This is a genomic window from Thermomonospora catenispora (genome assembly GCF_006363815.1).
In the GTDB taxonomy this organism is placed as follows: domain Bacteria; phylum Actinomycetota; class Actinomycetes; order Streptosporangiales; family Streptosporangiaceae; genus Thermomonospora; species Thermomonospora catenispora.
Genome location: NZ_RRYT01000034.1, coordinates 1 through 25,952, shown reverse-complemented (window position 1 = coordinate 25,952; position 25,952 = coordinate 1). Strand labels below are relative to the sequence as shown.

21 protein-coding genes and 2 tRNA genes are annotated in these 25,952 nt (G+C 72.9%); 15 read left to right on the top strand and 8 right to left on the bottom strand.

The genetic code is table 11. The annotated features are described in order from the left end of the window. Positions 1 to 125: 125 nt before the first annotated feature. Positions 126 to 197: transfer RNA gene (locus tag EIO00_RS20485), tRNA-Ala, on the bottom strand. Position 198: 1 nt separating this feature from the next. Then, positions 199 to 270, bottom strand: a tRNA-Trp gene (locus EIO00_RS24030). Positions 271 to 365: 95 nt separating this feature from the next. On the opposite strand from EIO00_RS24030, the gene EIO00_RS20480 reads away from it, so the two are divergent. From EIO00_RS20480 to EIO00_RS20470, 3 genes are all read left to right on the top strand, one after another. Beyond that, entirely contained in the window at positions 366 to 2,015 is a 1,650-nt protein-coding gene (locus tag EIO00_RS20480) for a CocE/NonD family hydrolase (protein WP_140181438.1), read from the top strand. 181 nt (positions 2,016 to 2,196) lie between these two features. Then, positions 2,197 to 2,766 carry a hypothetical protein gene (locus EIO00_RS20475; RefSeq protein WP_140181436.1) on the top strand — a complete coding sequence of 190 codons (570 nt, stop codon included), beginning with the start codon at positions 2,197 to 2,199 and terminating at the stop codon, positions 2,764 to 2,766. A gap of 153 nt (positions 2,767 to 2,919) precedes the next feature. Then, on the top strand, positions 2,920 to 3,474 hold the full coding sequence (locus EIO00_RS20470; RefSeq protein ID WP_140181434.1) for a CGNR zinc finger domain-containing protein: 555 nt from the start codon (positions 2,920 to 2,922) through the stop codon (positions 3,472 to 3,474). Between the two features lie 9 nt (positions 3,475 to 3,483). On the opposite strand, the gene folP is transcribed toward EIO00_RS20470, so the two are convergent. Continuing rightward, on the bottom strand, positions 3,484 to 4,338 hold the full coding sequence (gene folP, locus EIO00_RS20465; RefSeq protein WP_140181432.1) for a dihydropteroate synthase: 855 nt from the start codon (positions 4,336 to 4,338) through the stop codon (positions 3,484 to 3,486). Positions 4,339 to 4,514: 176 nt separating this feature from the next. Here folP and gmd point away from each other — a divergent pair, with 176 nt between their 5' ends. The 6 genes from gmd to EIO00_RS20435 all read left to right on the top strand — a co-directional run bounded on the left by gmd (position 4,515) and on the right by EIO00_RS20435 (position 11,110). Beyond that, a complete protein-coding gene (gene gmd, locus EIO00_RS20460) occupies positions 4,515 to 5,549 on the top strand; it encodes a GDP-mannose 4,6-dehydratase (protein ID WP_140181430.1) in 1,035 nt (344 codons plus the stop codon). A 28-nt stretch (positions 5,550 to 5,577) separates the two neighbouring features. Next, positions 5,578 to 5,841, top strand: coding sequence for a ubiquitin carboxyl-terminal hydrolase 14 (locus EIO00_RS20455; protein ID WP_140181428.1), 264 nt, complete (start codon positions 5,578 to 5,580; stop codon positions 5,839 to 5,841). Beyond that, positions 5,841 to 7,370: an MFS transporter gene (locus EIO00_RS20450; RefSeq protein WP_140181426.1), complete on the top strand. Its 1,530-nt coding sequence runs from the start codon at positions 5,841 to 5,843 to the stop codon at positions 7,368 to 7,370. The genes EIO00_RS20455 and EIO00_RS20450 overlap by 1 nt, the downstream gene beginning before the upstream one ends. A 9-nt stretch (positions 7,371 to 7,379) precedes the next feature. Next, positions 7,380 to 8,321: a phosphotransferase gene (locus tag EIO00_RS20445; RefSeq protein WP_140181424.1), complete on the top strand. Its 942-nt coding sequence runs from the start codon at positions 7,380 to 7,382 to the stop codon at positions 8,319 to 8,321. Positions 8,322 to 8,546: 225 nt separating this feature from the next. Continuing rightward, positions 8,547 to 9,446, top strand: coding sequence for a LysR family transcriptional regulator (locus tag EIO00_RS20440; protein ID WP_140181422.1), 900 nt, complete (start codon positions 8,547 to 8,549; stop codon positions 9,444 to 9,446). Between the two features lie 53 nt (positions 9,447 to 9,499). Further along, on the top strand, positions 9,500 to 11,110 hold the full coding sequence (locus EIO00_RS20435) for a Na+/H+ antiporter (protein ID WP_140181420.1): 1,611 nt from the start codon (positions 9,500 to 9,502) through the stop codon (positions 11,108 to 11,110). Positions 11,111 to 11,161: 51 nt separating this feature from the next. Here the strand turns inward: EIO00_RS20435 and EIO00_RS20430 are convergent, their stop codons facing one another. Continuing rightward, complete coding sequence (locus EIO00_RS20430; protein ID WP_140181418.1) at positions 11,162 to 12,079, bottom strand: Lrp/AsnC family transcriptional regulator; 918 nt, start codon at positions 12,077 to 12,079, stop codon at positions 11,162 to 11,164. Positions 12,080 to 12,658: 579 nt separating this feature from the next. Here EIO00_RS20430 and EIO00_RS20425 point away from each other — a divergent pair. The 5 genes from EIO00_RS20425 to EIO00_RS20405 all read left to right on the top strand — a co-directional run bounded on the left by EIO00_RS20425 (position 12,659) and on the right by EIO00_RS20405 (position 18,296). Next, entirely contained in the window at positions 12,659 to 14,095 is a 1,437-nt protein-coding gene (locus EIO00_RS20425) for a GuaB1 family IMP dehydrogenase-related protein (protein ID WP_140181416.1), read from the top strand. A 207-nt stretch (positions 14,096 to 14,302) separates the two neighbouring features. After that, on the top strand, positions 14,303 to 15,796 hold the full coding sequence (locus tag EIO00_RS20420) for an LCP family protein (RefSeq protein WP_140181414.1): 1,494 nt from the start codon (positions 14,303 to 14,305) through the stop codon (positions 15,794 to 15,796). Positions 15,797 to 16,052: 256 nt separating this feature from the next. Next, on the top strand, positions 16,053 to 16,322 hold the full coding sequence (locus EIO00_RS20415; RefSeq protein ID WP_140181412.1) for a hypothetical protein: 270 nt from the start codon (positions 16,053 to 16,055) through the stop codon (positions 16,320 to 16,322). 110 nt (positions 16,323 to 16,432) lie between these two features. Beyond that, positions 16,433 to 17,488 (top strand): enolase C-terminal domain-like protein, encoded by a 1,056-nt coding sequence (locus EIO00_RS20410; protein WP_140181410.1) that lies wholly within the window; start codon positions 16,433 to 16,435, stop codon positions 17,486 to 17,488. 226 nt (positions 17,489 to 17,714) lie between these two features. After that, a complete protein-coding gene (locus tag EIO00_RS20405) occupies positions 17,715 to 18,296 on the top strand; it encodes a P-loop nucleotide/nucleoside kinase family protein (protein ID WP_140181408.1) in 582 nt (193 codons plus the stop codon). 52 nt (positions 18,297 to 18,348) lie between these two features. On the opposite strand, the gene EIO00_RS20400 is transcribed toward EIO00_RS20405, so the two are convergent. The 4 genes from EIO00_RS20400 to EIO00_RS20385 all read right to left on the bottom strand — a co-directional run bounded on the left by EIO00_RS20400 (position 18,349) and on the right by EIO00_RS20385 (position 24,894). Further along, on the bottom strand, positions 18,349 to 19,503 hold the full coding sequence (locus EIO00_RS20400; RefSeq protein ID WP_140181406.1) for an acyl-CoA dehydrogenase family protein: 1,155 nt from the start codon (positions 19,501 to 19,503) through the stop codon (positions 18,349 to 18,351). Continuing rightward, a complete protein-coding gene (locus EIO00_RS20395) occupies positions 19,500 to 21,461 on the bottom strand; it encodes an ATP-binding protein (RefSeq protein WP_140181470.1) in 1,962 nt (653 codons plus the stop codon). The genes EIO00_RS20400 and EIO00_RS20395 overlap by 4 nt, the downstream gene beginning before the upstream one ends. 89 nt (positions 21,462 to 21,550) lie before the next feature. Continuing rightward, positions 21,551 to 23,083 carry an acyl-CoA carboxylase subunit beta gene (locus EIO00_RS20390; protein ID WP_479681614.1) on the bottom strand — a complete coding sequence of 511 codons (1,533 nt, stop codon included), beginning with the start codon at positions 23,081 to 23,083 and terminating at the stop codon, positions 21,551 to 21,553. Positions 23,084 to 23,142: 59 nt separating this feature from the next. Next, a complete protein-coding gene (locus EIO00_RS20385) occupies positions 23,143 to 24,894 on the bottom strand; it encodes an acyclic terpene utilization AtuA family protein (RefSeq protein WP_140181402.1) in 1,752 nt (583 codons plus the stop codon). A gap of 92 nt (positions 24,895 to 24,986) precedes the next feature. On the opposite strand from EIO00_RS20385, the gene EIO00_RS20380 reads away from it, so the two are divergent. Then, positions 24,987 to 25,637 carry a TetR/AcrR family transcriptional regulator gene (locus EIO00_RS20380; RefSeq protein ID WP_140181400.1) on the top strand — a complete coding sequence of 217 codons (651 nt, stop codon included), beginning with the start codon at positions 24,987 to 24,989 and terminating at the stop codon, positions 25,635 to 25,637. Positions 25,638 to 25,952 lie beyond the last annotated feature (315 nt).

Genomic DNA, 25,952 nt, shown 5'->3' with positions numbered 1-25,952 from the left:
GTCGAACCGGTCCCGGCGGACGGAAGTCCGCCGCGCGACCGCGGCGCGAGGGGGCTGCACGGAGGGGCGCCCGAGGCCGTTCGCCGTCGCGGCGGAGGACGCCCCTCCGTGCGACCGTCATCGCGTGGAGCCGCCGGGATTCGAACCCGGAATTCCTGCTTGCAAGGCAGGCGTGTTCCCATTGACACCACGGTCCCGCAGGGGCGGCAGGAGTCGAACCTGCTTTTCGCTGGTTTTGGAGACCAGCCGCCCAACCGGTGGCTCACCCCCTTGCGTCGGTCGCGTCCCGACGTTTCCCAGAATGCGCCATGGCCCGATGCGGGTGCAATCCATTTTCCTCCGGCCCGTCCTTTAGGGTTTGGCGCATGTCGTTGCTGAGCCGAGTCGCCGAACGGGTGCTGGGCCTTCCGCCCGCGGTGACCCGTGACGTGGAGGTCCGACGCGGGCTGCGGGTCCCGATGCCGGACGGCGTGGAGCTGGCGGCCGATCTGTACCGACCGCGGCGCGTTCCGAACGCCCCGACGATCCTGATACGCACCCCCTACGGGCGGGGCGGACTGCTGGGCGCGGGAGTGTGCCGGCCCTTCGCCGAACGCGGTTTCCAGGTGCTGGTCCAGGCGTGCCGGGGCACCGGCGGATCGGGCGGGCGGTTCGACCCGTTCGGCGACGAGCGCGTCGACGGGCTGGCCACCCTCGACTGGATCGAAAAGCAGCCGTGGTTCCATGGAGGGCTGCTGACGTTCGGGCCGAGTTATCTGGGCTATGTGCAATGGGCGATGGCCGCCGACGCCCGGGATCGGATCACCGCGATGGTCCCGGTGGTCACCGCCTCGCAGTTTCGCGACCAGACTTATCTGGGCGATTCCTATACGCTGCGCGGCACGCTGAACTGGGCGGCGATGATGACCGCACGGGAGGGCGGGCCGCTGCGACTGCTGTGGCACAGGGTGTACGGGCGGCGGCGGGCGATGGCGGCGATGACGCACCTGCCGCTGTCGGAGGCGGACGTGCGGGCGACCGGCCAGCCCGTGGAGTGGTTCCGGCGATGGCTGGAGTCCGACGCCCCGGGCCATCCCTACTGGGTGCCCGAACGCGACCATCGCGCCCGGGTGCGCGAGGTCGTCGCGCCGGTGCATCTGGTCGGCGGCTGGCACGACCTGTTCCTGTGCTCCCAGCTGGAGGATTATGCGGCCCTGCGGGAGGCGGGCCGTGAGCCGTACCTGACGATCGGGCCGTGGACGCACTCGGACCGGGCCGGGCTGGGCGCGGCGATGAGCGAGGCGCTGAGCTGGTTCCGCGCCCATGTGGCCGGGGACCGCCGCGCGCTGCGGGAGCATCCGGTGCGGCTGTACGTCCAGGGGGCCGAGGAGTGGCGCGACCACCCCGAGTGGCCTCCTCCGGGGGCGGTGCGGCAGACCTGGTGGCTGCAGCCCGGCGGCGGGCTCGCGCCCTCCTCCCCCGCCGACTCGCCGCCCAGCCGGTTCCGCTACGACCCGTCCGATCCGACCCCCGGGGTCGGCGGGCCGCTGCTGGACGGCAAGGCCGCCGGCCCCAGGGACAACGCGGCGGTGGAGGCGCGGCCGGACGTGCTGGTGTTCACCGGCCCGGCGCTGAGGGAGCCGCTGGAGGTGATCGGGCCGGTGACCGCGCGCATCGCGCTGCGGTCCACCCGGGAGCACACCGACGTGTTCGTGCGGGTGTGCGACGTGGACCCCGCGGGGCGTTCGCTCAACGTGTGCGACGGGCTGCAGCGGGTGACCCCGGAGCGTTTCCCGGCCGACGGGGACGGTGTGCGTTCCGTCACGGTGCGGCTGTGGCCCACCGCCTATCGGTTCCGCGCCGGGCATCGGCTGCGGGTGCAGGTGTCGAGCGGGTCGTTCCCCCGGTTCGCCCGCAATCCCGGGACCGGCGAGCCGCTGGGCGCCGCGGTGCGGCTGCTGCCCGCGGATCAGGAGATCTTCCACGATCCGATACACCGGTCAGGGGTGACATTCCCAACGTTCCGGACGCCATAGCGGACAAGATCCCGCCGGGATTGTCCGGCCCGGTGGTGTAAGGTCCAACGACGCACGGCGCAAATGACAGAAATGCACAATCCCCACCCGTAACAGGTCACGCCCTGCATCGCCGTGATAAACGAAGCAGCGGCGTGACAGGGGGGACAGGATGACGACACAGGAGGCGAGGGGGCCCGCGATGAGGCATGCGCAAGACGGGGCCGCCGCGGCGATGAACGCCGTCTCCCGGATCCTCGTGGCCCGAGGCAAGCATGAACCGCACGAACTGGACAACCCGGATGTGACCTGGGGCCAGCGCACCCGCGACGGCGTCTGGGCGCCCACCCGGGACGGCCAGCGCATCCACATCGGCATCGCGGTCTCCGGCGACCAGCCCGCCACGGTGCTGCGGCCCAGCCTGAGGGTGTTCGTCGGGGTCGAGGTGGACACCGACATCGTGGCCCAGACCACCGACGCGGGCGTCCGGCTGCTGACGGTGCTGCACGGCCCCGACGCGCCGACCGAGTTCCGCTTCCCGCTCAGCCTGGCCGAAGGGCTGGCGCTGGAGGCCATGCCGTCCGGCGGATACGACGTGGTGCACCTGCGGTACGGGGCGACGGTGGGGCGGTTCTACAACCCGTGGGCGGCCGACTCGATGTTCCGCCCGGTCAAGGCCGACTACGCGCTGGAGGGGTCCACGATCGTGATGCGCGTGCAGCATCACGGGGCCTACTACCCGGTGGTGGCCGACCCCCTGTACTCGCAGTGACCTGATCCGGTCGCCCGGGGGGAGATCCCGGATATCACCGCATCGGGATCCACGGCACGCCGGACGGGCTATCGTCACGAGCGACCCCGCCCGGCTCCCCGCCGCGTAGGGTGAGAGTCGAAACGGCGGCCCCGTGCCGACACTGGAGACGACGTGATCTTCGCTCATGACACCGAGCAGGCGCTCGGCATCGTGGTGGACCTGGTCAACACGGCCGAGCCCGGCCGCGAAGGGCTGGGCGACGTGGCCGCGCTGCGGGAGTTCGTCGAGCGCAGCCGGATCAGCGACGTCCCCGCCCTGACCGAGGAGGACCTGATCCAGGTCCACCGGCTGCGCGCGGCGTTCCGCGCGGTGTTCGACGCCCCCGACGTGGAGCACGCGGTACGGCTGATCAACGGCATCATCGGCGGGGTCCGCGCCACCCCGCATCTGACCGATCACGACGGGTACGACTGGCACGTGCACTTCTTCGCCCCGGGCGCACCGGTGGCCGAGCACCTGGCGGCCGACGGGGGGATGGCGCTGGCGTACGTGGTGGCGGCCGGCGAGCTGGACCGGCTGCGCACCTGCGAGGCGCCGGACTGCTCACGCGTCCTGGTGGACCTGTCCCGGAACCGGTGCCGCCGCTACTGCGACAGCCGCACCTGCGGCAACCGGATGCACGTGGCCGCCTACCGCGCCAGGCAGCGCGAGGCCGCGCACAGCTGAGGCCCGCGGCTAACCGGCCGTCAGCTCCTCCACCGCCGCCAGCGCCCGGCGGGCCGCGGCGGCGTCGTGCACCCGGAACACCCGGGCCCCCAGCCAGGCCGACACCCCGAGCACCGCGACGGTGCCGACCCCGCGGCGCCGCACGTCCTGTCCCAGCGTCTCCCCGATGAAGTCCTTGTTGGAGACCGCCACCAGCACCGGCCAGCCGGTCGCCACGAGCTCTCCCAGCCGTCGGGTGATCTCCAGGGAGTGCCGGGTGTTCTTGCCGAAGTCGTGCGCCGGGTCGATGAGGATCCCCTCGGGCGGGACGCCCAGCGCGACGGCGCGTTCGGCCTCGGCGGTGACGTGCGCGACCACGTCGGCGACCACGTCGGCGTACCCGACGCGGTGCGGGCGGGTCCGCGGCGTCAGTCCCCCGGCGTGCGCGCACACCAGCCCCACCTTGTGGGCGGCGGCGACCTCCGCCAGCCGCGGATCGACCCCGCCCCAGGTGTCGTTGAGCAGGTCCGCGCCGGCCTCGACCACCGCCTCGCCGACCTCGGCCCGCCAGGTGTCCACGCTGATCACGATGTGGGGGTGGCGTTCACGGACGGCCGCCACCACGTCCACCACCCGGCGCAGCTCCTCGGCCACGTCGACCTCGTCGCCGGGCCCCGCCTTGACCCCGCCGATGTCGACGATGTCGGCCCCTGCGGCCACCGCCCGGTCCACCGCCGCCAGCGCGGCCCGGAAGCCGTAGGTGGCGCCCCGGTCGTAGAAGGAGTCCGGTGTGCGGTTGACCACGGCCATGACCGCGTACCGACCCAGCCGACGGCCGTTGATCACCAGGTCGCGTCCCGGATCCGAGCCGCTCAGCGCGGTCATGCCCGTTCCCCCATGATGATCACCTTAACCGCTCCAACAGAACCGAAACCCGTTCGGTCAATGCCGTCCCGGACTCGTCAGCTTCCCGAAGGGTCGCTAACCTCGTACTTCATCACTCATCGAGCATCATCGAGCAAGGTGCCCGATGACTGCCCAGATCGCCCAGGGAGGTTCCGCTGTCCAAGCGAGCGCTCATCACCGGCATCACCGGGCAGGACGGCTCCTACCTCGCCGAGCACCTGCTGGAGCAGGGGTACGAGGTGTGGGGCATGGTCCGCGGCCAGGCCAACCCGCACGTAGCCCGGCTGCGCAAGCACATCGGCGACATCCATCTCACCACCGGCGACCTGCTGGACCAGGGCAGCCTGATCTCCGCGATAGAACGGGTGCAGCCCGACGAGGTCTACAACCTGGGCGCCATCTCCTATGTCCCGATGTCCTGGCAGCAGGCCGAACTGACCGCCGAGGTGACCGGCATGGGCGTGCTGCGGATGCTGGAGGCGATCCGGGTGGTGTCGGGGGTCGGCCAGTCCCGCACCCCGGGCCCGGGACAGATCCGCTTCTACCAGGCGTCCTCCTCGGAGATGTTCGGGATGGTCCGGGAGACCCCGCAGAACGAGAAGACCCCGTTCCATCCCCGCAGCCCTTATGGGGTCGCCAAGGCCTACGGGCACTACATCACGCAGAACTACCGCGAGTCCTACGGGATGTTCGCGGTGAGCGGGATCCTGTTCAACCACGAATCGCCGCGCCGCGGCGCGGAGTTCGTGACCCGCAAGGTCTCGCTGGGCGTGGCCCGGATCAAGCTGGGCCTGGCCGACGAGCTGCGGATGGGCAACCTGGACGCGCGGCGCGACTGGGGGTTCGCCGGCGACTACGCCCGCGCCATGCGGCTGATGCTGGCGCAGGACACCCCCGAGGACTACGTCATCGGCACCGGCCAGACCCGATCGGTGCGGGAGCTGGTGGAGCTGGCCTTCTCCACGGTCGGGCTGAACTGGCGGGACTACGTGGTGCAGGACCCGCGCTTCACCCGTCCCGCCGAGGTCGACCTGCTGTGCGCCGACCCCAAGAAGGCCCGTGAACAGCTCGGCTGGGAGCCGGAGGTCGGCTTCGAGGAGCTGGTGGCGATGATGGTCGAGTCCGACCTGCGGCTGCTGTCGTCCTCCAGCCGCCCCGAGGACGAACCGCTCAGCCCCGACCACTGGTGAACCGCCGGTCCGGTGCGAGCATGGGGGTATGACCACATGTGAGCACGTCGGCGAGCTGCCGCGACCGGAGCCGGAGCCCATGACCCCGCAGGGCTGCCAGGAATGCCTCGCCGAGGGCACCCGGTGGGTGCACCTGCGGCTGTGCCTGAGCTGCGGGCACGTCGGGTGCTGCGACTCCTCGCCGCGGCGGCACGCCTCCCGGCACTTCGCGAGCAGCGGGCATCCGGTGATCCGGTCCTTCGAGCCCGGCGAGACGTGGCGCTGGTGCTTCGTGGACGAGCTGATCGTCTGATGTCGGACGTCCGGCTGTCCTCTCCGGCCGGACGGTGGATCCTGCTGGCCACCGTGCTGGGATCCAGCGTGGCCATGCTCGACGCCACGGTGGTGGGCGTGGCGCTCCCCGCCGTCGCCGCCGACCTCGACGCGTCCATGGCCGGGCTGCAGTGGACGGTGAACGCCTACACGCTGACGCTGGCCGGGTTCATCCTGCTGGGCGGCTCGCTGGGCGACCGGTACGGACGCCGCCGGATCTTCGTGCTCGGGGTGGCGTGGTTCGCCGTCGCCTCGCTGCTGTGCGGAGCGGCTCAGGACGTCTTCACGCTCATCGCCGCCCGCGCCCTGCAGGGGGTCGGCGGGGCGCTGCTCACCCCGGGGTCGCTGGCCCTGATCCAGGCCTCGTTCGCGCCGGACGACCGGGCCCGGGCGGTGGGCGCCTGGTCGGGGCTGAGCGGGGTGGCCGGAGCGGTCGGCCCGTTCCTGGGCGGCTGGCTGGTGGACGCCGCCGGCTGGCGGTGGGTGTTCTTGGTGAACATCCCGTTCGCCGTGACGGTGGCGTTGGTGACGCTCCGGCACGTGCCCGAGAGCTCCGACCCGGACGCGCGGGGCCGATTCGACATACTGGGCGCGACGCTGGCCGCGCTGGCGCTGGCCGGGATCACCTACGCGTTGACCGAGGCGCCGCAGCCCACCGTGCACCGGGCGGCGGTGTGGGCGTCCGGGGCGGCCGGGATCGCCGCGGCGGCGGCGTTCTGGCTGGTCGAACGGGCCCGCACGAACGGGCGCGGGCCGCAGCCCATGCTGCCGCTGCGCATCTTCGCCTCCCGGCAGTTCTCGGCGATCAACCTGGTCACCTTCGTGGCGTACGGCGGGATGGGCGTGCTGTTCTTCCTGTTGGTGCTGGACCTGCAGGTGGTGGCGGGGTTCTCGCCGATCGCGGCGGGCACCGCGCTGTTGCCGGTGACCGTGCTGTTGCTGCTGCTGTCGGCCCGGGCCGGGGATCTGGCCCGGCGGGTGGGGCCGCGATCGCCGATCACGGTGGGCCTGCTGGTGGCCGCGGCCGGAGTGCTCATGTTGTCCCGGATCGACGCGGACTCCTCCTACCTCACCGGGGTGCTGCCCGGAGCGGCGGTGTTCGGCCTGGGCCTGTCGGCGGTGGTGGCGCCGCTGACCGCGACGGTGCTGGCGGCGGTCGATCCGACGCACGCCGGGGTGGCCAGCGGCGTCAACAACGCGGTGTCGCGAGCCGCCGGTCTGCTGGCGGTGGCGGCGGTGCCCCCGCTGACCGGACTGACCGGGGACGCCTATGCCGATCCGGACGCGTTCTCCGGCGGCTTCGCGGCGTCCCTGACGATCTGTGCGGGACTGCTGGCGCTGGGGGCGGCGCTGACGTGGTGGACGGTGAGCGACGCGGCGGTGCGAACGGCCCCGCGAGAGGCGAAGCCGCAGTGCCGGTCGCACTGCGGTGTCGGTGCTCCGCCTCTGGAACCGGACCGTTCCGCTTCCGGTGGTCAGATGCGGGGGCCGGGCTCCGTGCACCGGTAGCGTGGCGGCATGAACGGCACCGCCGCCGAGTGGGATCCCGAGCGCACCGTGGACGCCGCCGAGGCCGCCGCCGTCGTCCGCCGACGCTTCCCCGCCCTCGCCGGCGCCCCGGTCGAGCCGCTGGAGACCGGATGGGACAACACGGCGTTCCTGGTCGACGGGGAGTGGGTGTTCCGCTTCCCGCGCCGGGCGGTCGCGGTGCCGGGGGTGGAACGGGAGATCGCGCATCTGCCCGTCCTGGCGCCGCTGCTGCCGCTGCCCGTCCCGGTGCCGGAGCTGACGGGGCGGCTGCCGGGCGCGCACGACTGGCCGTTCTGGGGCGCGCGGCACCTGCCCGGTCGGGAATTGGCCGGCGCCGGGCTCTCCGAGGAGCGGCGGGTGGAGGCGGCCCGCGCGGCGGGGGCCTTTCTGCGCGCCCTCCACGACCCCCGCCTGGTCGACCGGGTCGGCGGCGGTCTGCCGCACGATCCCCTGGGACGGGGCCGCCCCGACGTCCGGGCGCCGATGGCGCGCGAGCGGCTGGAGCGGCTGGCCCGCCGGGGGCTGTGGGAGCCGGACGCCGCGACCGCCGCCCTGCTGGCCGAGGGGGAACGCCTGGGACCGCCTGCGGCCGGGCCGGTCGTCTGCCACGGCGACCTGCACTCGCGCCATCTGCTGGTGGACGCGGACGGCCGGGCGACCGGGGTGATCGACTGGGGTGACCTCTGCCTGGCCGACCCGGCGGTGGACCTGTCGCTGGCCTACGGCGCGTTCAGCGGCCCGGCGCGCGCGGCGATGCTGGCGGCCTACGGTCCGGTGGACGCCGAACGGGAGCTGCGGGCCCGGGTGCTGGCGGTGTTCCTGTGCGCCGCGCTGGCGGAGTACGCGGCCTCCACCGGCCGCCGGGAGATGCTGCGGGAGGCGGTGGCCGGGCTGCGCCGAGCGGTCGACGGCCGGGACGGCGGGCCGTGACGCGGCCTGTTCCGGCCACCGGAGAACGCCCCACAGGTCTTGACTCGCTCCGCAATCGCCGCCGTGTTGTAGTCGAAACCATCTGAATGTCCGCTTCCGTGGCCGCCGAGAGACGCTCCGGACAGGCCGTGCGGGACCGGCACAGGTGATCCGGCGGTGCGCGCGCCCCGGCCGGATTCCGGCCATGTCCGGGAACGGACCGGCTCGTTGCCCTACGGTCAAGGCATGAATCTGCGGCAGCTGCGGTACGTCGTGGCGACCGCCGACCATGGGACGATGACGTCGGCGGCCCAGGCGCTGTACGTCGCCCAGCCGGCATTGTCGCGGGCGGTCCGCGAGCTGGAACGCGAACTGGGGGTGGAGCTGTTCGCCCGCTCCGGACGCGGCGTCGTGCTGACCGCGGTCGGCGAGCAGGTGGTCCGGCAGGCCCGGATCGCGCTGGAGGCCGTCGAGGCGATCGAGGCGCTGGCGGTCACCGGGGGCGAGGGACGCTCCGCCGAGCTGCGGGTGGCGACCACGCCGGTGCTGGAGGCGGAACTGGCCGGATGGCTGATCCCCCGCTTCGCCCGGGAACGACCCGTGGTGCGGATCCGGATGGTGCGCTGCCCCGGACGCGAGGCGGTGGCGGCGGCGCTGCGGTCCGGCCGCGCCGACCTGGCCCTGGCCGATCTGCCGGTGCCCGGCGACCTGACCGCGCACCCGATCGAGCATCGCGAAGTGGTGCTGGTGTCCCCGCCGGGACTGGAGCTGCGCGAGCCGCTGCCCCCGGCGGCGCTGGACGGGATGCGGCTGGTGCTGCCCGCCAGGGGCGGGCCCCGACGGGCGGAGCTGGAGGCGGTGCTGGCGCGGGCCGGCGCCAGCCCGGTGCCCGTGGTGGAGTCCGACGACCCGCGGACGCGGCTGGACCGGGTGCGCGACGGGACCGGGTGCCTGCTGTGGTACCGCAACCAGCTGGAGGACACCCACGGACTGGTGGTGCGGTCGTTCACGCCGCCGTTGAGCCGGATGATCGGGCTGGTGCACACCCCCCGGCGGCTGTCGCCGGCGGCCCGTGACTTCCTGACGTTCGTCAAGGACGCCGTCCGGGAACGCCGCGGCGCGGGGCGGGTCCGGGAACATACCTAGGCGGTGATGCGTTTCCCCCGCCATCGCCGTCGAGCTCGGCCGCGGGAGGGCGCATGGAGGCGACACAGGAGCTGTGGCTGCTGGCGGTGCCCGTGCTGGCGGTGGGAACGGCCGTCGTGGCGCGCCGGACCGGGCTGCCGGCGCCGCTGCTCCTGGTGGTGGCGGGACTGCTGGGCGGCGCGATCCCGGGAACGCCGGAGATCCAGCTGAATCCCCGGTTCGTCTTGTTCGTGTTCCTGCCGCCGCTGCTGTTCGCGGCGGCGTGGGAGAGCTCGCCGCCCAACCTGCGCGACAACGCCCGCCCGATCCTCTCCCTGTCGGTGGGGCTGGTGCTGTGCACCACGCTGGTCACCGGTTACGTCACCTATCTCATCATCCCGGCGCTGCCGCTGGCCGCCGCGTTCGTGCTGGGGGCGATCGTCGCCCCGCCGGACGCGGTCGCGGCGGTGGGGGTGGCCAAGCGGCTCGGACTGCCCCGCCGGACCGTCACCGTGCTGGTCGGGGAGAGCCTGTTCAACGACGCCACCGCGCTGACCGCGTTCGGGATCGCGGTGGCCGCCGCCTCCGGAGAGGGCGTCTCCATCACCGACGGCGGCGAGCGCTTCCTGTTCGCCGCCGTGGGCGGTGTGCTGATCGGGTTCGCGGCCGGCCCGCCGCTGCACTGGCTGCGCACCCGCCTGCGCGATCCGCTGGCGGAGAACGCGGTGGCGGTGCTGGCTCCGTTCGCCGCCTACCTGGTGGCCGAGGCGGTGCAGGCCTCCGGGGTGATCGCCGTGGTGGTCAGCGGTCTGTATCTGGGGCATCGGGTCACCGAGTCCCCGGCTCAGACCCGGCTGCTGGGCCGGTCGTTCTGGAAGGTGCTGATCTTCATCCTGGAGAGCGTGGTCTTCCTGCTGATCGGGCTGCAGCTGCCGGAGGTGCTGGACGGCCTGTCGGCCTGGCACCCGCTGACCCTGACCTGGTGGGCGCTGACGGTGTTCGCAGTGGTGGTCGCCATCCGGTTCGCCTGGGTGTTCGCCACCGCACTGATCTCCGCGCCGGCGGCGCGGCGGCGGGCGCGCGGCGGGAGGCCCGCCACCCGCCGGCTGGACCGGCGGGAGCTGACGGTGGTGTCGTGGGCGGGCATGCGCGGGGTGGTGTCGCTGGCGGCCGCGTTCGCCGTCCCGGTGAGCGCGGCGCCGGGGGAGCCGTTCCCCGAGCGGCACCTGATCCTGTTCCTGACGTTCACCACCGTGCTGGGCACTCTGCTGGTGCAGGGCTTCACCTTCCCGACGCTGATCCGCCGACTGGGCGTCGAGGACGGGGCCGAGCGGCACACCGACGCGGTGGCCGAGGCGGGGGCGCAGCACACGGCGGCCAACGCGGCGCTGGAACGACTGGCGGAGCTGGCCGCCGAGGAGGAGGTGGACGAGCAGACGCTGCGACGGCTGCAGGAGCTGGCCGAGTACCGGCGGCTGCGGGCCTGGGAACGGCTCGGCGGCGGGACCGGACCCGACGGGACCGAGGTGCCCACCGCCGTCTACCAGCGGCTGCGGCGGGAGATGCTGGCGGCCGAACGAGAGGTGTTCATCCGGCTCCGCGACGAGCGGCGGATCGACGACGAGGTCCTCGAGCGAGTCCTGTGGGAGCTTGACCTGGAGGAGGTGGCGCTGTCCCGCGAGTGAGCCGGCGGCCCTGCGCGGCGGACCCGCCCGATCCGCCGCGGGGCGCGACGATCAGCCGAACCGCCGCTCGACGGGTTTGCTGGGCAGCTCGGTGGAGTAGGTCTCCTTGATCACATCGAGGTGATGCCAGGACTCGCGCACCGTGACGCCGGGCAACGCCCTGATGCCGTCCAGCACGGAGACCAGCTCCGCGCGCGAGGACGCCTCGGCCAGGCCGAGGATGTCGTACCGGCCGAACCCGGTGGCCAGGTACCGCACCCCGGGCTGGTCGGCCACCGCCTCGGCGATCCGCCGGGCGGCGCCGCGCACCACCAGGCCGAAGCCGCCGAGCTCGGCCGCGCCGAGGGCCAGCGGGTCGGCCAGCCCGGTCACCTGGATGACGCCCGAACGCATCAACCGGACCACCCTGGCCCGGGTCGCCGCCTGGGACAGCCCGATGATCTCCGCCAGCCGAGTGTAGGGGGCGCGGCCGTCGCGCTGCAGCTCCTGCAGCAGCCGCCAGTCGATGTCGTCGAGCGTGATGTCGCCGAGCTCGCGGACCACCGAGTGGGCGTCCCGCACGGTCGTCACCGACCGGAACACCTCCGCCGACCGCACGCCGGGAATGGCCCGCAGCTGGTCGATCTCCGCGGCCAGCGCTGCGTCGTCGCGGGTGCGCACCTGCACCATCAGATCGTGCGGCCCGGCGGTGAGCGCGGCGAAGCTCACGCACGGCCGCTCGGCGATGCTGCTGGCCACTTCTCGCGCCGACCCGTCCACGGTGATCGACACATGGCCGATCGCCTGGGTGCCCAGCACCGCGGCGTGCACGATGCCGACGACCCGCACGACCTTGGTCTCGAGCAGGTGCTGCACCCGGGCTCGCACCGCCGTCCTCGACAACCCCACCCGATCGGCCAGGGCCTGGAACGTGGCCCGGCCATCCCGCTGGAGCTCGCGGACGAGCACGGTGTCGACCGCATCCAGCACGGGTCTCCTCCTCGACTGCAATGAAGCGTTTTGTCACCGACCGCAAGATCATTCCATCGTGGGACGGCGACCCGTCAAATATTGATCTTGATCGTGTTCGCCCCGTCCGGCGGCCGTCGATGCGTCGGGGGCGTCGCCCGGCGGGCGACGAAAGACGCGACGCCGCGCGGCATGCGGCCGCGGCACGGCACCGGTCGGCGCGGCCGTCGCGGGGACCATCCCTGGGCCGCACCGGGCTCCGGCGCCTGAAGTGCATGCGTCATCTCCCGGTGCTCGGCTGTCGCCTCGACCAGCGGGACGGCGGGGCCGCGTGAGGCGCTTGTAAGAAACGTGCAATGTTGCGGCAATCTCGTCAAGAGGTAACCCCAAGTCCGGTGAAATCTCACGATCTCCCCTAGCCGCACGGGTGGCGCGTCTTCACAGGCCGGTCAGGATCCCCGGTAACCCCGGGAGGCCACATCCGCTGGTCAGGGCGTTGTCACGGCATTGTGAGGCCGCCGGCGCCGGGATCGGCGGCCGGACGACCCGCTCGGGGCCCGTAGACTGAAGGCGATCCCGTCAGATTGGTGTGCTACTGCCGTGCGGTTGCTGAACGCTGAGCGCGTCGCTCACGACCTGACCTACAACGACGTGTTCCTGGTCCCGCGCCGCTCCGCGGTCGGGTCCAGGCTGGAGGTGGACCTGTCCACCGTCGACGGCAGCGGGACCACCATCCCGCTGGTGGTGGCCAACATGACCGCGGTGGCGGGCCGGCGGATGGCCGAGACCATCGCCCGGCGCGGCGGGATCGCGGTCATCCCCCAGGACATCCCGGTCGAGGTCGTGGCCGACGTCGTGGAGTGGGTCAAGCAGCGGCATCTGGTGTTCGACACCCCGATCAGGCTGCACCCCGGCGACACCGTCGGCGAGGCCCTGGGGCTGCTGCACAAGCGGGCGCACGGCGCGGTGATCGTGGTCGAGGACGACCGTCCCGTCGGGGTGGTCACCGAGGCCGACTGCCAGGGCGTGGACCGGTTCTCGGTGCTGCACGACGTCATGTCCCGCGACCTGGTCACCCTGCCCGACACGGTGGACCCGCAGGAGGCGTTCCAGCGGCTGCACGACCGGGGCCACCGCCTCGCCCCGGTGGTCGACTCCGCCGGGCGGCTGGTGGGCATCCTCACCCGCACCGGGGCGCTGCGCGCCACGCTCTACACACCGGCCGTCGACGCCTCGGGACGGCTGCGCGTCGCCGCCGCGGTCGGGGTGAACGGCGACGTGGCGGGCAAGGCCGGGGCGCTGCTGGAGGCCGGGGTCGACCTGCTGGTGGTGGACACCGCGCACGGCCACCAGGAGAAGATGATCAACGCGCTGCGGGCGGTGCGCGGCCTGGACCCCGCGGTGCCGATCGTGGCGGGCAACGTGGTGACCGCCGAGGGCGTGCGCGACCTGATCGAGGCGGGCGCCGACATCGTCAAGGTCGGGGTCGGGCCGGGCGCGATGTGCACCACCCGGATGATGACCGGGGTGGGCCGTCCGCAGTTCTCGGCGGTGCTGGAGTGCGCGGCCGAGGCCCGCCGGCTGGGCCGGCACGTCTGGGCCGACGGCGGGGTCCGGCACCCCCGCGACGTGGCGTTGGCGCTGGCCGCCGGGGCCTCCAACGTGATGGTGGGCTCCTGGTTCGCCGGGACCTATGAATCCCCCGGCGACGTGCACCGCTCGGCCGACGGGCGGCTGTACAAGGAGAGCTTCGGGATGGCCTCCGCCCGAGCGGTGCGGCTGCGGACCGCCGACGACTCCCCGTTCGACCGGGCCCGCAAGGCGCTGTTCGAGGAGGGCATCTCCACCGCCCGCATGTTCCTGGACCCGCAGCGGCCGGGGGTGGAGGACCTGGTCGACTCGATCGTGGCCGGGCTGCGCAGCGCCTGCACCTACACCGGCGCACGGACGTTGGAGGAGTTCCACGAGCGGGCGGTGATCGGAGTGCAGTCGCACTCGGGATTCGCCGAGGGCATGCCGCTGTCCACCAGTTGGTGACGTTGCGTGACGAATGTCGCGCAACGATCAAGATTTGCCCGACCGTCCGGAAATCTTCCTGGGCATGTGCGTATTCTTGACCCGCATGCGCCCTATACGGTGACAGTTCGTGTTCGGCCTGATGCCGCGTAACCCGTTCACCGGTCTTTGCGCGTCCAGTAGGTAGGCAATGGCTTATTTCACCGTGCGTGGGGGATCGGAGCTCACATGGCCAGGAAGGCGTCCCGCGGTCGCCGCCGCTCACGGAAGGACGACGCCCCGGCGGAGGAGGGCGCACGCAGCCTTCCCCGTGCCCTGGCCCTGACGCTCGCGTCCGGACTGCTGTGGGGGGTCGCCCATCTGTGGGCGGGCCGCCGGGTGGTCGGGGCGCTGCTGGTGTCCCTGTTCACCGGCCTGGTCGCCGCGGTGGTGTTCACCGTCACCGCGTTCCGTGAGGACCTGGCCGTTCTGGCGGTCCAGCCGCAATGGCTGACCCGGCTGACCGTCGGGCTGGTGGTGCTCGGCGCGGTCTGGATCGCGGTGCTGATCCGCTCGTATCAGATCGTCCGGCCCAGAGGGCTGACCGCGCTGACCCGCACGACGGGCGCCGTCTGCGTGACGGCGCTGTGCGCGGCGGTGTCGCTGCCGCTGGCGTGGGCGGCGCATCTGAGCCAGGTCTCCAACAACACCATCAACAACATCTTCACCGGCACCGAGGGCCGCGACATCGACGCCGACGACCCGTGGGAGGGCCGCCGCAGGGTGAACGTGCTGCTGCTCGGCGGCGACGCCGGCCCCAACCGGGTGGGGGTGCGCACCGACAGCATGACGGTGGCCAGCGTGGACACCCGGACCGGCGACACGGTGCTGCTGAGCCTGCCGCGCAACCTGGAGAACGCCCCGATGCCGCCGGGCCCGGCCCGTGACCGGTTCCCCTACGGCTTCACCGGCGACGGCCCGCTCAATCCCGGGCTGCTCAACGAGGTGTACGAGTACGCCGAGAACCACCCGGACGTGGTGCCCGGCATCCCCAAGGAACGACGCGGTCCCGAGCTGCTCAAGGGCACCATCGCCACGATCCTCGACATCCCGATCGACTACTACATCCTGATCGACATGCGGGGCTTCGCCGACGTCATCGACGCGATGGGCGGCGTCCGGCTGACCGTCCCCCACGACATCGTCTACGGCCGGTACAACGAGGGGGTCGTCAAGGCCGGCACCCGCACCCTGTCCGGCGCCGAGGCCCTGTGGTTCGGCCGGTCGCGCACGTTCAGCGACGACTACGCCCGGATGAGCCGGCAGAAGTGCCTGTTGCTGGCGGTGGCCCGGCAGGCCGATCCGCAGCGGGTGCTGACCCGGTTCAGCGAGCTGGCCGCCGCCGCCGAGCGGGCGGTCTCCACCGACATCCCCTCCGAACTGCTGCCGGCGCTGGTGAAGCTGTCGGCCAAGGTGCGCGACGGGGCCAAGGTCACCAGCCTGCAGTTCGTGCCGCCGCTGATCAACACCGGCAATCCGGACTACGCGCTGATCAGGTCGCTGACCGCTCGGGCCCTGGCGGAGAGCGAGGGCCGCACCGCCTCGCCGTCGCCGTCCCGCACCGGCACCGCCTCCCCCGAGCGGCCGAGGAGCACCCGCGGCCCCGGCGCCGCGCACAGCCCGCGGACGACGCCGTCGAGCGCCCCCTCAGGCAAGCCGGTGTCGCTGGACGAGACCTGCTGACGAGGAGATCCGCCGGCGCCGATCACCCGATCGCCGAGGCCGCCCTCCCGCGCCCCCGTGCGGGAAGCCCGCCCCGCGGGATCGCCGGGGTCCGTCCCGCGTCGTCCCGGCCCGCGGTCCGGCGGCTCACGCCGCGGCCTCGGACGGAACGGTGACGGGCGCATCGCCTGGACCGTTCCGCAAACCTTCACCGTCGTGAACACGTCACAAAGGTAAAGAAGGTAAAGAAGGCACCCGAAGATCACGGGGGATCAGCATGCCGCGCACGCTCATCGAGGAACATGTCGGCCGTCTGGAGGACCTGGCCCGGGTGCTGTCCCGGCACGGGCACCTCACGATGCTCGTCACCGACGGCGTTCCACGGCTTACCGTGCTGAACCGCGCCGAACCCGACCGCCAGGTCACCGTGGTCTGCGAGCGCGGCCCCGACGGAGGGCCGTGGTTCTGGTGGTCGTGGGCCGACCGGATCGCCCCCGTCACCGACCTGGACCGCGCCGCCGCCGCCATCGACCGCGCGCTGCGCTGACCCGTCCGCCGAAGCGCCCGGCCCGGCGGGTCGGCGCGTTCGCCTCGGCGCCCTTCGTCGGGGGATCATGGAGGTGGAACGATCCCGACTCGGTGCAGGACGGAGGCACGGTGCCGCTGGTGCGAGGCTGTGAGGCCTTCCGGGTGGCGATGCCGCGCGGGCGGCGGCCGCAGAGCGTGCTGGTGCGGCTGGTCGCCGAGGACGGCACCGTCGGCTGGGGGGAGGCGGCCCACTCCGATCCGGGCGACACGACATGGGCGGACATCTCCGAACGACTGGCGCCGGCCCTGCTGGGCCTGTCGTGGGAGCGCCCCGAGGACGTGTCGGCGACCGCCGAGTTCGGCACCCGGCAGGCGGCCGCGGCGGTGGACATCGCCTGCTGGGACCTGTGGTGCCGGACCCGGGGACTGCCGCTGGCGCACGCGCTCGGCGGCACCCGCACCTCGATCGTGACCGGCGCCCGGATCGACGCCGGCTCGCTGGGCGTCGAGACCCTGGTGAGCCGGGTCAACCAGGCGGTCGGCAGCGGCCACACCCGCATCACCCTCACCGTCCGGCCCGGCTGGGACATCGAACCGGTGCGCGCCGTCCGCGCCGCCTACCCCGCCCTGGCGATGGCGATCGACGCGTGCGGCCGCTACACCGAGTCCCCGGAGCACCTGGCGGCGCTGGAGGCCCTGGACGCCTACGGGCCGGTGGTGATCGAACGGCCGTTCCCCGCCGGGGATCTGGCCGCGCACGCCCGGCTGCAACAGCGGGTGAGCGCCGCGCTGTGCCCGGAGATCAACGACCTGGACATGCTGGACGCGGCCATCCGGATGGAGGCCGGGAGGGCGCTGGGCCTGAACATCACCCGGTTCGGCGGGGTGACCGCCGCCCGCGGCGCCCACGACCGCGCCTACGCGGCGGGCTGGGACGTGTGGTGCGAGGGGTCCGGGGCGTTCGGGATCGGTCAGGCGGCGGCGGTCGCGATGGCCGGCCTGCCGGGCTGCACGCTGCCCAGCGACGTCACCGACCCGGCGAGCGGCCCGGCGTTCGTGTCGCCGCCGGTGCGCTCCTCCGGCGGCGTGGTGGGAGTGCCGCTCACCCAGCCGGGCATCGGGCACGAGGTCGACGAGAAGCGCATCGCCGCCCTGGCCACCGAGACGATGCGGATCCCGTGCTGAGCCGCGTCCGCACGGCCGGCGGGCGCCGGGACCGGCCGCCGCCGGGCACCGCGTTCCCCTGTGAAGCGGCGTTCTCCGGAGCGACGCCTCCCGAGGCGGCGTCTTCCGGGCGGCGTCCTCCGCGCCCACGGCCGCACCGTCCTCTTCCCTCCCCTCCCCCTCACAGGTCCGTTCCGCACGACGCCCGACGGCGCCGTCCGGGCGTCCACGTCCCGAGGATTCCCTCATGAGCAGACCGACCGTCCCCGGCATGGTGTGGGTGGTGGCGGGCCCGCCCGGCAGCGGCAAGAGCACCGTCGCCGACGGCCTGCTGGCCCGGCTGCGCCCGGTGCCCGCCCTGCTGGACAAGGACACCATGTACGGGTCGTTCGTCGCCGCCACCCTCGCCGCGCACGGCCGCGACCCGGGCGAACGCGAGGGCCCCTGGTACGACGAGCACGTCAAGCGGCATGAGTACGCCGGGATGACCGCGACGGCGCGCCAGATCCGCGGACACGGGTGCCCGGTGATGCTGAGCGGCCCGTTCACCGGTCAGATCCATGACCGCGCGCGCTGGGAGGCGTGGGTGGAGGAGCTGGGCGGTCCGCCGGTGCGGCTGGTGTGGATCCGCACCGACCCGCAGACCCTGCGCCACCGGCTGACCGCCCGCGGGCTGCCCCGGGACAGCGGCAAGCTGGCCGCCTTCGAGGAGTTCACGGCGCGGATGCGGCCCGGCGTGCCGCCGCCGGTCGAGCATCTGGAGGTCGACAACCGGCTGTCGGCGCCCGGCCTGGCGGAGCAGCTGGACGCGCTCGTGCGCCGGGGGTGAGTCCCGCCGGGGCACGCGACACCGGCCCGGCGGGACGCCGGTCCGGGCCGGTTCAGTAGGACTTGGGCAGCCCCAGCGAGTGCTGGGCGACGTAGTTGAGGATCATCTCCCGGCTGACCGGCGCGATCCGCATCAGCCGGACCACCCCGGCGAGCATCCCCACCCCGTACTCGGTGGTCAGCCCGTTCCCGCCGTGCGTCTGGATGGCCTGGTCGACGCAGTGGACCGCGGCCTCGGCGGCGGCGTACTTGGCCATGTTGGCGGCCTCCCCGGCGCCGCGGTCGTCGCCGTTGTCGTACAGCCAGGCCGCCTTCTGGGCCATCAGGCGGGCCAGCTCCAGCTCGATCTTGGCGGCGGCCAGCGGGTGCGCCAGGCCCTGGTGCGCCCCGATGGGCACCGTGAAGACCTGACGCTCCTTGGCGTAGGAGACGGCCTTGCCCAACGCCAGGCGGCCGATCCCGGCGCCCATCGCGGCGGCCATGATCCGTTCGGGGTTGAGCCCGGCGAACAGCTGCAGCAATCCGCCGTCCTCCTCGCCCACCAGCGCCTCGTAGGGCAGCCGCACATCGTCGAGGTGGCAGACGAACTGCTTCTCCGGGGAGACGATCTCCATCTCGATCGGCGTCCAGGTGAAGCCGGGCGCGTCGGTCGGCACGATGAACAGCGACGGCCGCAGGTTGCCCTGCTGGTCGGCGCTGCGGGCCACGAACATCACCGCGTCGGCCTCGTCGACCCCGGAGATGAACGTCTTCTGCCCGTTGAGCACCCAGCCGTCGCCGTCCCGGCGGGCGTGGGTGGTGATGCGGTGCGCGTTGGACCCGGCGTCCGGCTCGGTGATCGCGAACGCCATCTTGACCGACCCGTCGGCGAACCGGGGCAGCCAGTGCTCCTTCTGCTCCGCGGTGCCGAACCGAGTGATGATCGTGGCGCAGATCGCCGGGGAGACCACCATGAGCAGCAGGGGGCATCCGGCGGCGGCCAGCTCCTCGCACACGGCCGCCAGGTCGCCGATCCCGCCGCCCCCGCCGCCGTACTCCTCGGGGATGTTGACGCCCAGGTAGCCGAGCGCGCCGGCCTCGTTCCACAGCTCGTGGGTCTTCTCCCCCGAACGGGCCTTGGCGATGTAGTAGGCCGGCCCGTACTTGGCGCCCAGCTCCGCCACGGCCTCCCGCAGGGCACGACGTTCCTCGGACTCGATGAAGCTCACTGGGAGTCCTCCTGTTCGATCACGGCGAGGACGACGCCGGCCTGGACCTGGCGTCCTTCGCTGACGTTGAGCGCGGTGACCACCCCGGAGGCCGGCGCGGCGACGCGGTGCTCCATCTTCATGGCCTCCAGCACCACCAGCGGCTGCCCCTCGGTCACGGTCGCCCCCTCCTCCACCTCGACGCGGACGACGGTGCCGGGCATCGGCGCGACCAGCGAGCCGGGGGCGATCCGGGCGCCGGGGTCGACCAGGCGCGGCACGGCCTGCAGGGTGACGGCGCCGAGGTCGGAGTCGACGTAGACGGCGTCGCCGGACCGGTGGACCGTGAAGACGCGGCGGACCCCGTCGGTCTCCAACGTGACCGCGTCGGGAGCGGTGTCGACGCAGACGACCCCGGGGTGCTCCTCGGCCCGCACCCCGTCGCGGGTGAACCGGTAGGCCACGTCGATCTTCTGCCGCCCGGCCCGGTAGGACTTGCGCTGCGGCTGGGACGGCACGTTGCGCCAGCCCGGGGGCAGGTGCCGCAGGACGGGGGCGTCCCGCCGGTTGGCGGCGGCGTCGGCGAGCGCGGCGGCCAGCGCGGACAGCCGGACGGCCGCGGCGTCGGCCAGCGGCTCGCGCAGACCGGGACGGCGGTCCAGGTAGGCGGTGTCGGTCCGGCCCGCCAGGAAGTCCGGGTCGGTGAGGATGCGGACCAACAGATCACGGTTGGTGGCCGGTCCGTGGATGCGGGCCGCGCGCAGGGTCGCGGCCAGCCTGCGGGCGGCGGCCCCGCGGGTGGGCGCCCAGGCGATCACCTTGGCCAGCATCGGGTCGTAGCGGGTCCCGATCTCGCTGCCGCTCTCCACGCCGCTGTCGACCCGCACCCCGTAGGAGGCGGGGACGGCGAACCGTTCGTCCGCTCCGGGGATCTCGAAGGCGTGCAGGGTCCCGCTGGACGGCAGCCAGTCCCGGGCGGGGTCCTCGGCGTACAGGCGGACCTCGATCGCATGTCCGCGCGGGGCGGGCGGCTCCGGGGCGAGGGCGGCGCCCTCGGCCACCTCGATCTGGCACCGGACGAGGTCGACGCCGTGGATGCACTCGGTGACCGGATGCTCGACCTGCAGCCGGGTGTTGACCTCCAGGAAGAAGAACTCCCCGTCGGCGTCGAGCAGGAACTCCACGGTCCCCGCCCCCACATAGCCGATCGCGCGTGCGGCGTTCGCGGCCGCCGCGCACAGCCGCCTCCGCAGATCCGGATCGACCGCCGGGCTGGGGGCCTCCTCGAGGATCTTCTGGTGGCGGCGCTGGATGGAGCATTCCCGCTCCCCCAACGTCCACACGGTGCCGTGGGCGTCGGCGAGGATCTGCACCTCGACGTGCCGGGCGCCCGACTCCAGCAGCGGCTCGCAGAAGACGGTCGGGTCGCCGAACGCCGACTGCGCCTCCCGGGCCGCCCCGGCGACCGCGTCCGGAAGCTCCGCGGGGGTCCGCACGATCCGCATGCCCCGGCCGCCGCCGCCCGCCGACGCCTTCACCAGGATCGGCAGGTCCTCCTCGCGCACCGCGTCCGGCTCCAGCTCGGGCAGCACGGGCACGCCCGCGTCGGCCATCAGCTTCTTGGCGGCGATCTTGGAGCCCATCGCCTCGATCGCCTCCGGCGGCGGCCCCACCCAGGTCAGCCCGGCCTCCTGCACGGCCCGTGCGAACGAGGCGTTCTCCGCCAGGAAGCCGTACCCGGGGTGCACCGCGTCGGCTCCCGCCGCCACCGCCGCCCGGACGATCAGGTCTCCGCGCAGGTAGGTGTCCGCCGGCGCCTCCCCCGGCAGCCGCACCGACCGGTCCGCCTCCCGGACGTGCGGCGCGCCGGCGTCGGCGTCGGAGAACACCGCCACCGTCCCGATCCCCAGCTCCCGGCACGTGCGGAACACCCGCCGGGCGATCTCGCCCCGGTTGGCCACCAGCACCGTCTCGATCATGCCCACGCCCCTCCTGTGCGGGTCCCGTGCGGCCGCCCTCAGAGCCCTGTGCGGCGGGCTCGCGGCTCCGCGCTCCGCCGCTCGCCTCCTCACATCCGGAAGACGCCGAAGCCGTCGGTGCCGCGGATCGGGGCCGTGCAGATCGCCGACAGGCACAGTCCCAGCACGGTCCGGGTGTCCCGCGGGTCGATCACCCCGTCGTCGTAGAGCCGGCCGGACAGGAAGAACGGCAGCGATTCGGCCTCGATCTGGTTCTCCACCATCTCCCGCATGGCCCGGTCCTGCTCCTCGTCGTAGGCCTGCCCCCGGGCCCGGGCGGAGGCCCGCGCCACGATCGACAGCACCCCGGCCAGCTGTTGCGGCCCCATCACCGCCGACTTGGCGCTCGGCCAGGTGAACAGGAACCGCGGCTCGTAGGCCCGGCCGCACATGCCGTAGTTGCCGGCCCCGTATGAGGCGCCCATCACCACCGTCAGGTGCGGGACCTTGCTGTTGCTCACCGCGTTGATCATCTGGGCGCCGTGCTTGATGATGCCGCCCTGCTCGTACTCCTTGCCGACCATGTAGCCGGTGGTGTTCTGCAGGAACAGCAGCGGGACGTCGCGCTGGTTGGCCAGCTGGATGAACTGCGCGGCCTTGTGCGACTCGGCGCTGAACAGCACGCCCTGCGCGTTCGCTAGGATCCCGATCGGATGGCCGTGCAGCCGCGCCCATCCGGTGACCAGGCTCGGCCCGTACAGCGGCTTGAACTCGTCGAAGTCCGAGCCGTCCACGATCCGCGCGATCACCTCCCGCGGATCGAAGGGGATCTTCAGGTCCTCCGGGACGATCCCGGCCAGCTCCTCCGGGTCGTACAGGGGTTCGACCACCGGACCGGGCGCGGGTCCGAGCTTGCGGTGGTTGAGCCGCGCCACGATCCGCCGGCCGATCCGCAGCGCGTCCTGCTCGTCCTCGGCCATGTAGTCGGCCAGCCCGGAGACCCGGGCGTGCATCTCCGCACCGCCCAGCTCCTCGTCGTCGGCCTCCTCTCCGGTGGCCATCTTCACCAGCGGCGGCCCGCCCAGGAACACCTTGGCGCGCTCCTTGACCATGACCACGTGGTCGCACATGCCGGGCACGTACGCGCCGCCCGCGGTGGAGTTGCCGAACACCAGCGCGATCGTCGGGATTCCGGCGGCCGACAGCCTGGTCAGGTCACGGAACATCCGCCCGCCGGGAATGAAGATCTCCTTCTGGGAGGGCAGGTCCGCGCCGCCGGACTCGACCAGATTGATCACCGGCAGCCGGTTCTCCAACGCGATGTCGGTCGCCCGGAAGATCTTCTTGATCGTCCACGGGTTGCTGGCCCCGCCGCGCACGGTCGGATCGTTGGCGATGATCATGCACTCGACGCCCTCCACGACGCCGATGCCGGTCACCGCGCTCGCCCCGACCGGGAAGTCGGTCCCCCATGCCGCCAGCGGGCTGAGCTCCAGAAACGGCGAGTCGGAGTCCAGCAGCAGCTCGATCCGCTCGCGGGCGAGCAGCTTTCCGCGCTCGCGATGCCGCCTGACGTACTTCTCGCCGCCGCCCGCCAGCGCCTTGGCGTGCTCGGCCTCCAGCTCGGCGACCTTGCCCAGCATGTAGTCGCGGCGGCGCCGGTACTCGGGGTCGTTCGGGTCGAGGGAGGTGGTCAGAACGGTCACAAGATCGCCTCCGGAACGTCGACGACGCGCGCCCGCAGCCACTCGCCCAGGGCCTTGCCCTGGGGGTCGAACCGGGTGGAGGCCGCCACCCCCTCCTGCAGGATCCCCTCGACGACGAAGTTGACGGCCTTCAGGTTGGGCAGCAGGTGACGGGTGACGGTGAGATCCCGGGTCTCGGGCAGCAGCTCCTTGAGCCGTTCGACGGTCAGCCGATGCGCGAGCCAGCGCCACTGCTCATCGGTCCTGGCCCACACGCCGATGTTGGCGTCCCCGCCCTTGTCGCCGCTGCGCGCCCCGAGGAAGCGGCCGAGCGGCACCCGCACCGTGCGGCCGGCGTCCCCCAGCGGCTCGGGCAGCCGATCCTCCTCGGGGGCCTCCTCGAGAACGCCCTCGGGGACGTCGACGTCCCCAGCGGGCGTACTGGGCGGAATCGGGACGCGCTCGCCGCCGGGGAGGACCGCGACGTGCTCGACCTCCGTGCTGTCGACGTACGCGGCCTTGTAGACCCCGTACGGCGACGCCTTGCCGGGCGGGGAGGTCAGCGAGAAGCCCGGATAGCCGGCCAGCGCCAGCTCCACGGCCGCACCGCTGAACGCCCGCCCGACCCTGCTCTCGTCGGGGTCGAGAACGGCGCAGCGCAGGAGCACCGTGGCCGCCCCCTGGGTCGCCGGGTCCGGATCGGGCCTGCCGAGCAGCGTCCACTCCGTCCGCTGCGGCCGCCCGCCCTCGAAGACCGCCTCCATCTGTTCCTTGACCAGCTCGGCCTTGGCCTCGATGTCGAGTCCGGTGAGCACGAACGTCGCCTCGTTGCGGAAACCGCCCAGGTAGTTGAGGCAGACCTTGGTGGTGGCGGGCGGCGGCCCGCCCCTCACGCCGCTGATCCGCACCCGATCCGGTCCGTCCTGCGCCAGTTCGATCGTGTCGAAGCGGGTGGTGACATCGGGACCGGCGTACCGGGGGCCGCCGATCTCATACAGCAGCTGGGCGGTCACCGTCTCGACGGTGACCGCTCCCCCGGTCCCCTCGTGCTTGGTGATCACACTGGATCCGTCCGGGTGGATCTCGGCGATCGGGAATCCCGCATGCCGCAGGCCCGGCACCTCGGTGAAGAACGCGTAATTGCCGCCGGTGGCCTGCGCCCCGCACTCCAGCACATGCCCGGCGACGGTGGCGCCCGCGAGCGCGTCCCAGTCGTCGCGTCGCCAGCCGAACCGCGCGGCCGCCGGCCCCACCGCCAACGAGGCGTCGGTCACCCGCCCGGTCACCACGATGTCGGCCCCGGCGCGCAGGCACTCGGCGATCCCCCACGCTCCCAGGTAGGCGTTGGCGGTCAGCGGTTCCCCGTAGCGGGGGTCGGTGAATCCGAACTCCGCGGCGCGCGCCTTGAGGTCGTCGCCCTCCACATGAGCGATCTTCCGGGGGACGCCGAGCCGCTCGGCCAGCTCCTCGAGCCTGGTCGCCAGCCCGCGCGGGTTGAGCCCGCCCGCGTTGACGACGATGACGACGCCCCGGTCTGCGGCCAGACCGAGGGCGTCCTCCATCTGCCGCAGGAAGGTCGTCGCATAACCGGCGGTCGGATCCTTCAGCCGTCCACGCCCCAGGATCAGCATCGTCAGCTCGGCGAGGTAGTCGCCGGTGAGAACGTCCAGCGGTCCGCCCTCGAGCATCTCCCGGACCGCGGTGAACCGGTCCCCATAGAAGCCCGAGGCGTTCCCGATCCGCAGCGGTGCCCCCTGCGCATGGGTCATGGGTGCACGATGCCAGGCACACTAGAAAAAATCAATCACGCATGATTGTTTTAATCGAGTCACTCATACCGCCCATCCCAACGGAGGACACCATGACGTCGCGGGCTCCATCCCGCGAACCTCAGCAGGACCGCAGCCGAGCCACCCGACGGCGGCTCCTGGAGGCCGCCATCGACTGTCTCGCCTCCGTGGGCTGGGCCGGCACCACCGTGGCGGTCGTCGCCGAACGCGCCGGCGTCTCCCGCGGCGCCGCCCAGCATCACTTCCGCACCCGTGAGGAGCTGGTCACCGCCGCCGTCGAGTACGGCGCCGAGATCCGCATGCGCGACATGCGCGCCCGGCTGAACGCCGACTCCCCTCTCACCACCCTGGAAGTCGTCACCATGCTCGGCGACCTCTACACCAGTCCGCTGTTCCGCGCCGCCCTCCAGCTCTGGGTGGCCGCCAGCTCCGACCCGCAGTTGCGCGCGCAAGTCCTCCCTCTAGAGGCTCGCGTAGGCCGTGAGGCCCATCGCCTCACCGTCGAGGCCCTGAACGCCGACGAGTCCATCCCCGGCGTCCGCGAAACCATCCAGGCCACCCTCGACCTGGTCCGCGGCCTGGGGCTGGCCGACCTTCTCACCGATGACTCCGCCCGCCGGACCCGTCTCCTCGCCCAATGGGCCACAACCCTGGACGCCGTCCTCGCCAGATCCCCAGGCTCCATAACCGCACTGCAAAGATCAGAGCCGGAACCTCACTGACCTTTGTCGACAATCGATCCCAGCAGCGCGCCCTTCCCCGGCGTCACGACGCCCGCGTCTCCCGCCGCCCTCCCCTGCCCAAGCCGACGGCCACGAAAAAGACCCCACAGACCAACGGAGAATCCCCGCCCGCGCCGGCCCGCCGGCCCCAGCACCCGTCTCACGCCCGGCCGGTCCGCCCACTCGCCAAGGCGGGCCGTCGCTGCACCGGCCGCCCCACCGGAGCGCACGCCCGCCTCACCGTCGGAAGTCCTTTCTCCACCGACCCCAGGACCCGCCTACCACCGCCCTGCTGGAACGCCACGGCATCCGGGT

What these genes read in the sequence shown, in the direction of transcription:
- EIO00_RS20480 (WP_140181438.1), top strand. Translation starts at nt 366, where the DNA reads ATGTCGTTGCTGAGCCGAGTCGCCGAACGGGTGCTGGGCCTTCCGCCC.
- EIO00_RS20475 (WP_140181436.1), top strand. Translation starts at nt 2,197, where the DNA reads ATGAGGCATGCGCAAGACGGGGCCGCCGCGGCGATGAACGCCGTCTCC.
- folP (WP_140181432.1), bottom strand. Translation starts at nt 4,338, where the DNA reads ATGACCGCGCTGAGCGGCTCGGATCCGGGACGCGACCTGGTGATCAAC.
- EIO00_RS20455 (WP_140181428.1), top strand. Translation starts at nt 5,578, where the DNA reads ATGACCACATGTGAGCACGTCGGCGAGCTGCCGCGACCGGAGCCGGAG.
- EIO00_RS20450 (WP_140181426.1), top strand. Translation starts at nt 5,841, where the DNA reads ATGTCGGACGTCCGGCTGTCCTCTCCGGCCGGACGGTGGATCCTGCTG.
- EIO00_RS20445 (WP_140181424.1), top strand. Translation starts at nt 7,380, where the DNA reads ATGAACGGCACCGCCGCCGAGTGGGATCCCGAGCGCACCGTGGACGCC.
- EIO00_RS20440 (WP_140181422.1), top strand. Translation starts at nt 8,547, where the DNA reads ATGAATCTGCGGCAGCTGCGGTACGTCGTGGCGACCGCCGACCATGGG.
- EIO00_RS20435 (WP_140181420.1), top strand. Translation starts at nt 9,500, where the DNA reads ATGGAGGCGACACAGGAGCTGTGGCTGCTGGCGGTGCCCGTGCTGGCG.
- EIO00_RS20420 (WP_140181414.1), top strand. Translation starts at nt 14,303, where the DNA reads ATGGCCAGGAAGGCGTCCCGCGGTCGCCGCCGCTCACGGAAGGACGAC.
- EIO00_RS20415 (WP_140181412.1), top strand. Translation starts at nt 16,053, where the DNA reads ATGCCGCGCACGCTCATCGAGGAACATGTCGGCCGTCTGGAGGACCTG.
- EIO00_RS20405 (WP_140181408.1), top strand. Translation starts at nt 17,715, where the DNA reads ATGAGCAGACCGACCGTCCCCGGCATGGTGTGGGTGGTGGCGGGCCCG.
- EIO00_RS20395 (WP_140181470.1), bottom strand. Translation starts at nt 21,461, where the DNA reads ATGATCGAGACGGTGCTGGTGGCCAACCGGGGCGAGATCGCCCGGCGG.
- EIO00_RS20390 (WP_479681614.1), bottom strand. Translation starts at nt 23,083, where the DNA reads ATGCTGGGCAAGGTCGCCGAGCTGGAGGCCGAGCACGCCAAGGCGCTG.
- EIO00_RS20385 (WP_140181402.1), bottom strand. Translation starts at nt 24,894, where the DNA reads ATGACCCATGCGCAGGGGGCACCGCTGCGGATCGGGAACGCCTCGGGC.
- EIO00_RS20380 (WP_140181400.1), top strand. Translation starts at nt 24,987, where the DNA reads ATGACGTCGCGGGCTCCATCCCGCGAACCTCAGCAGGACCGCAGCCGA.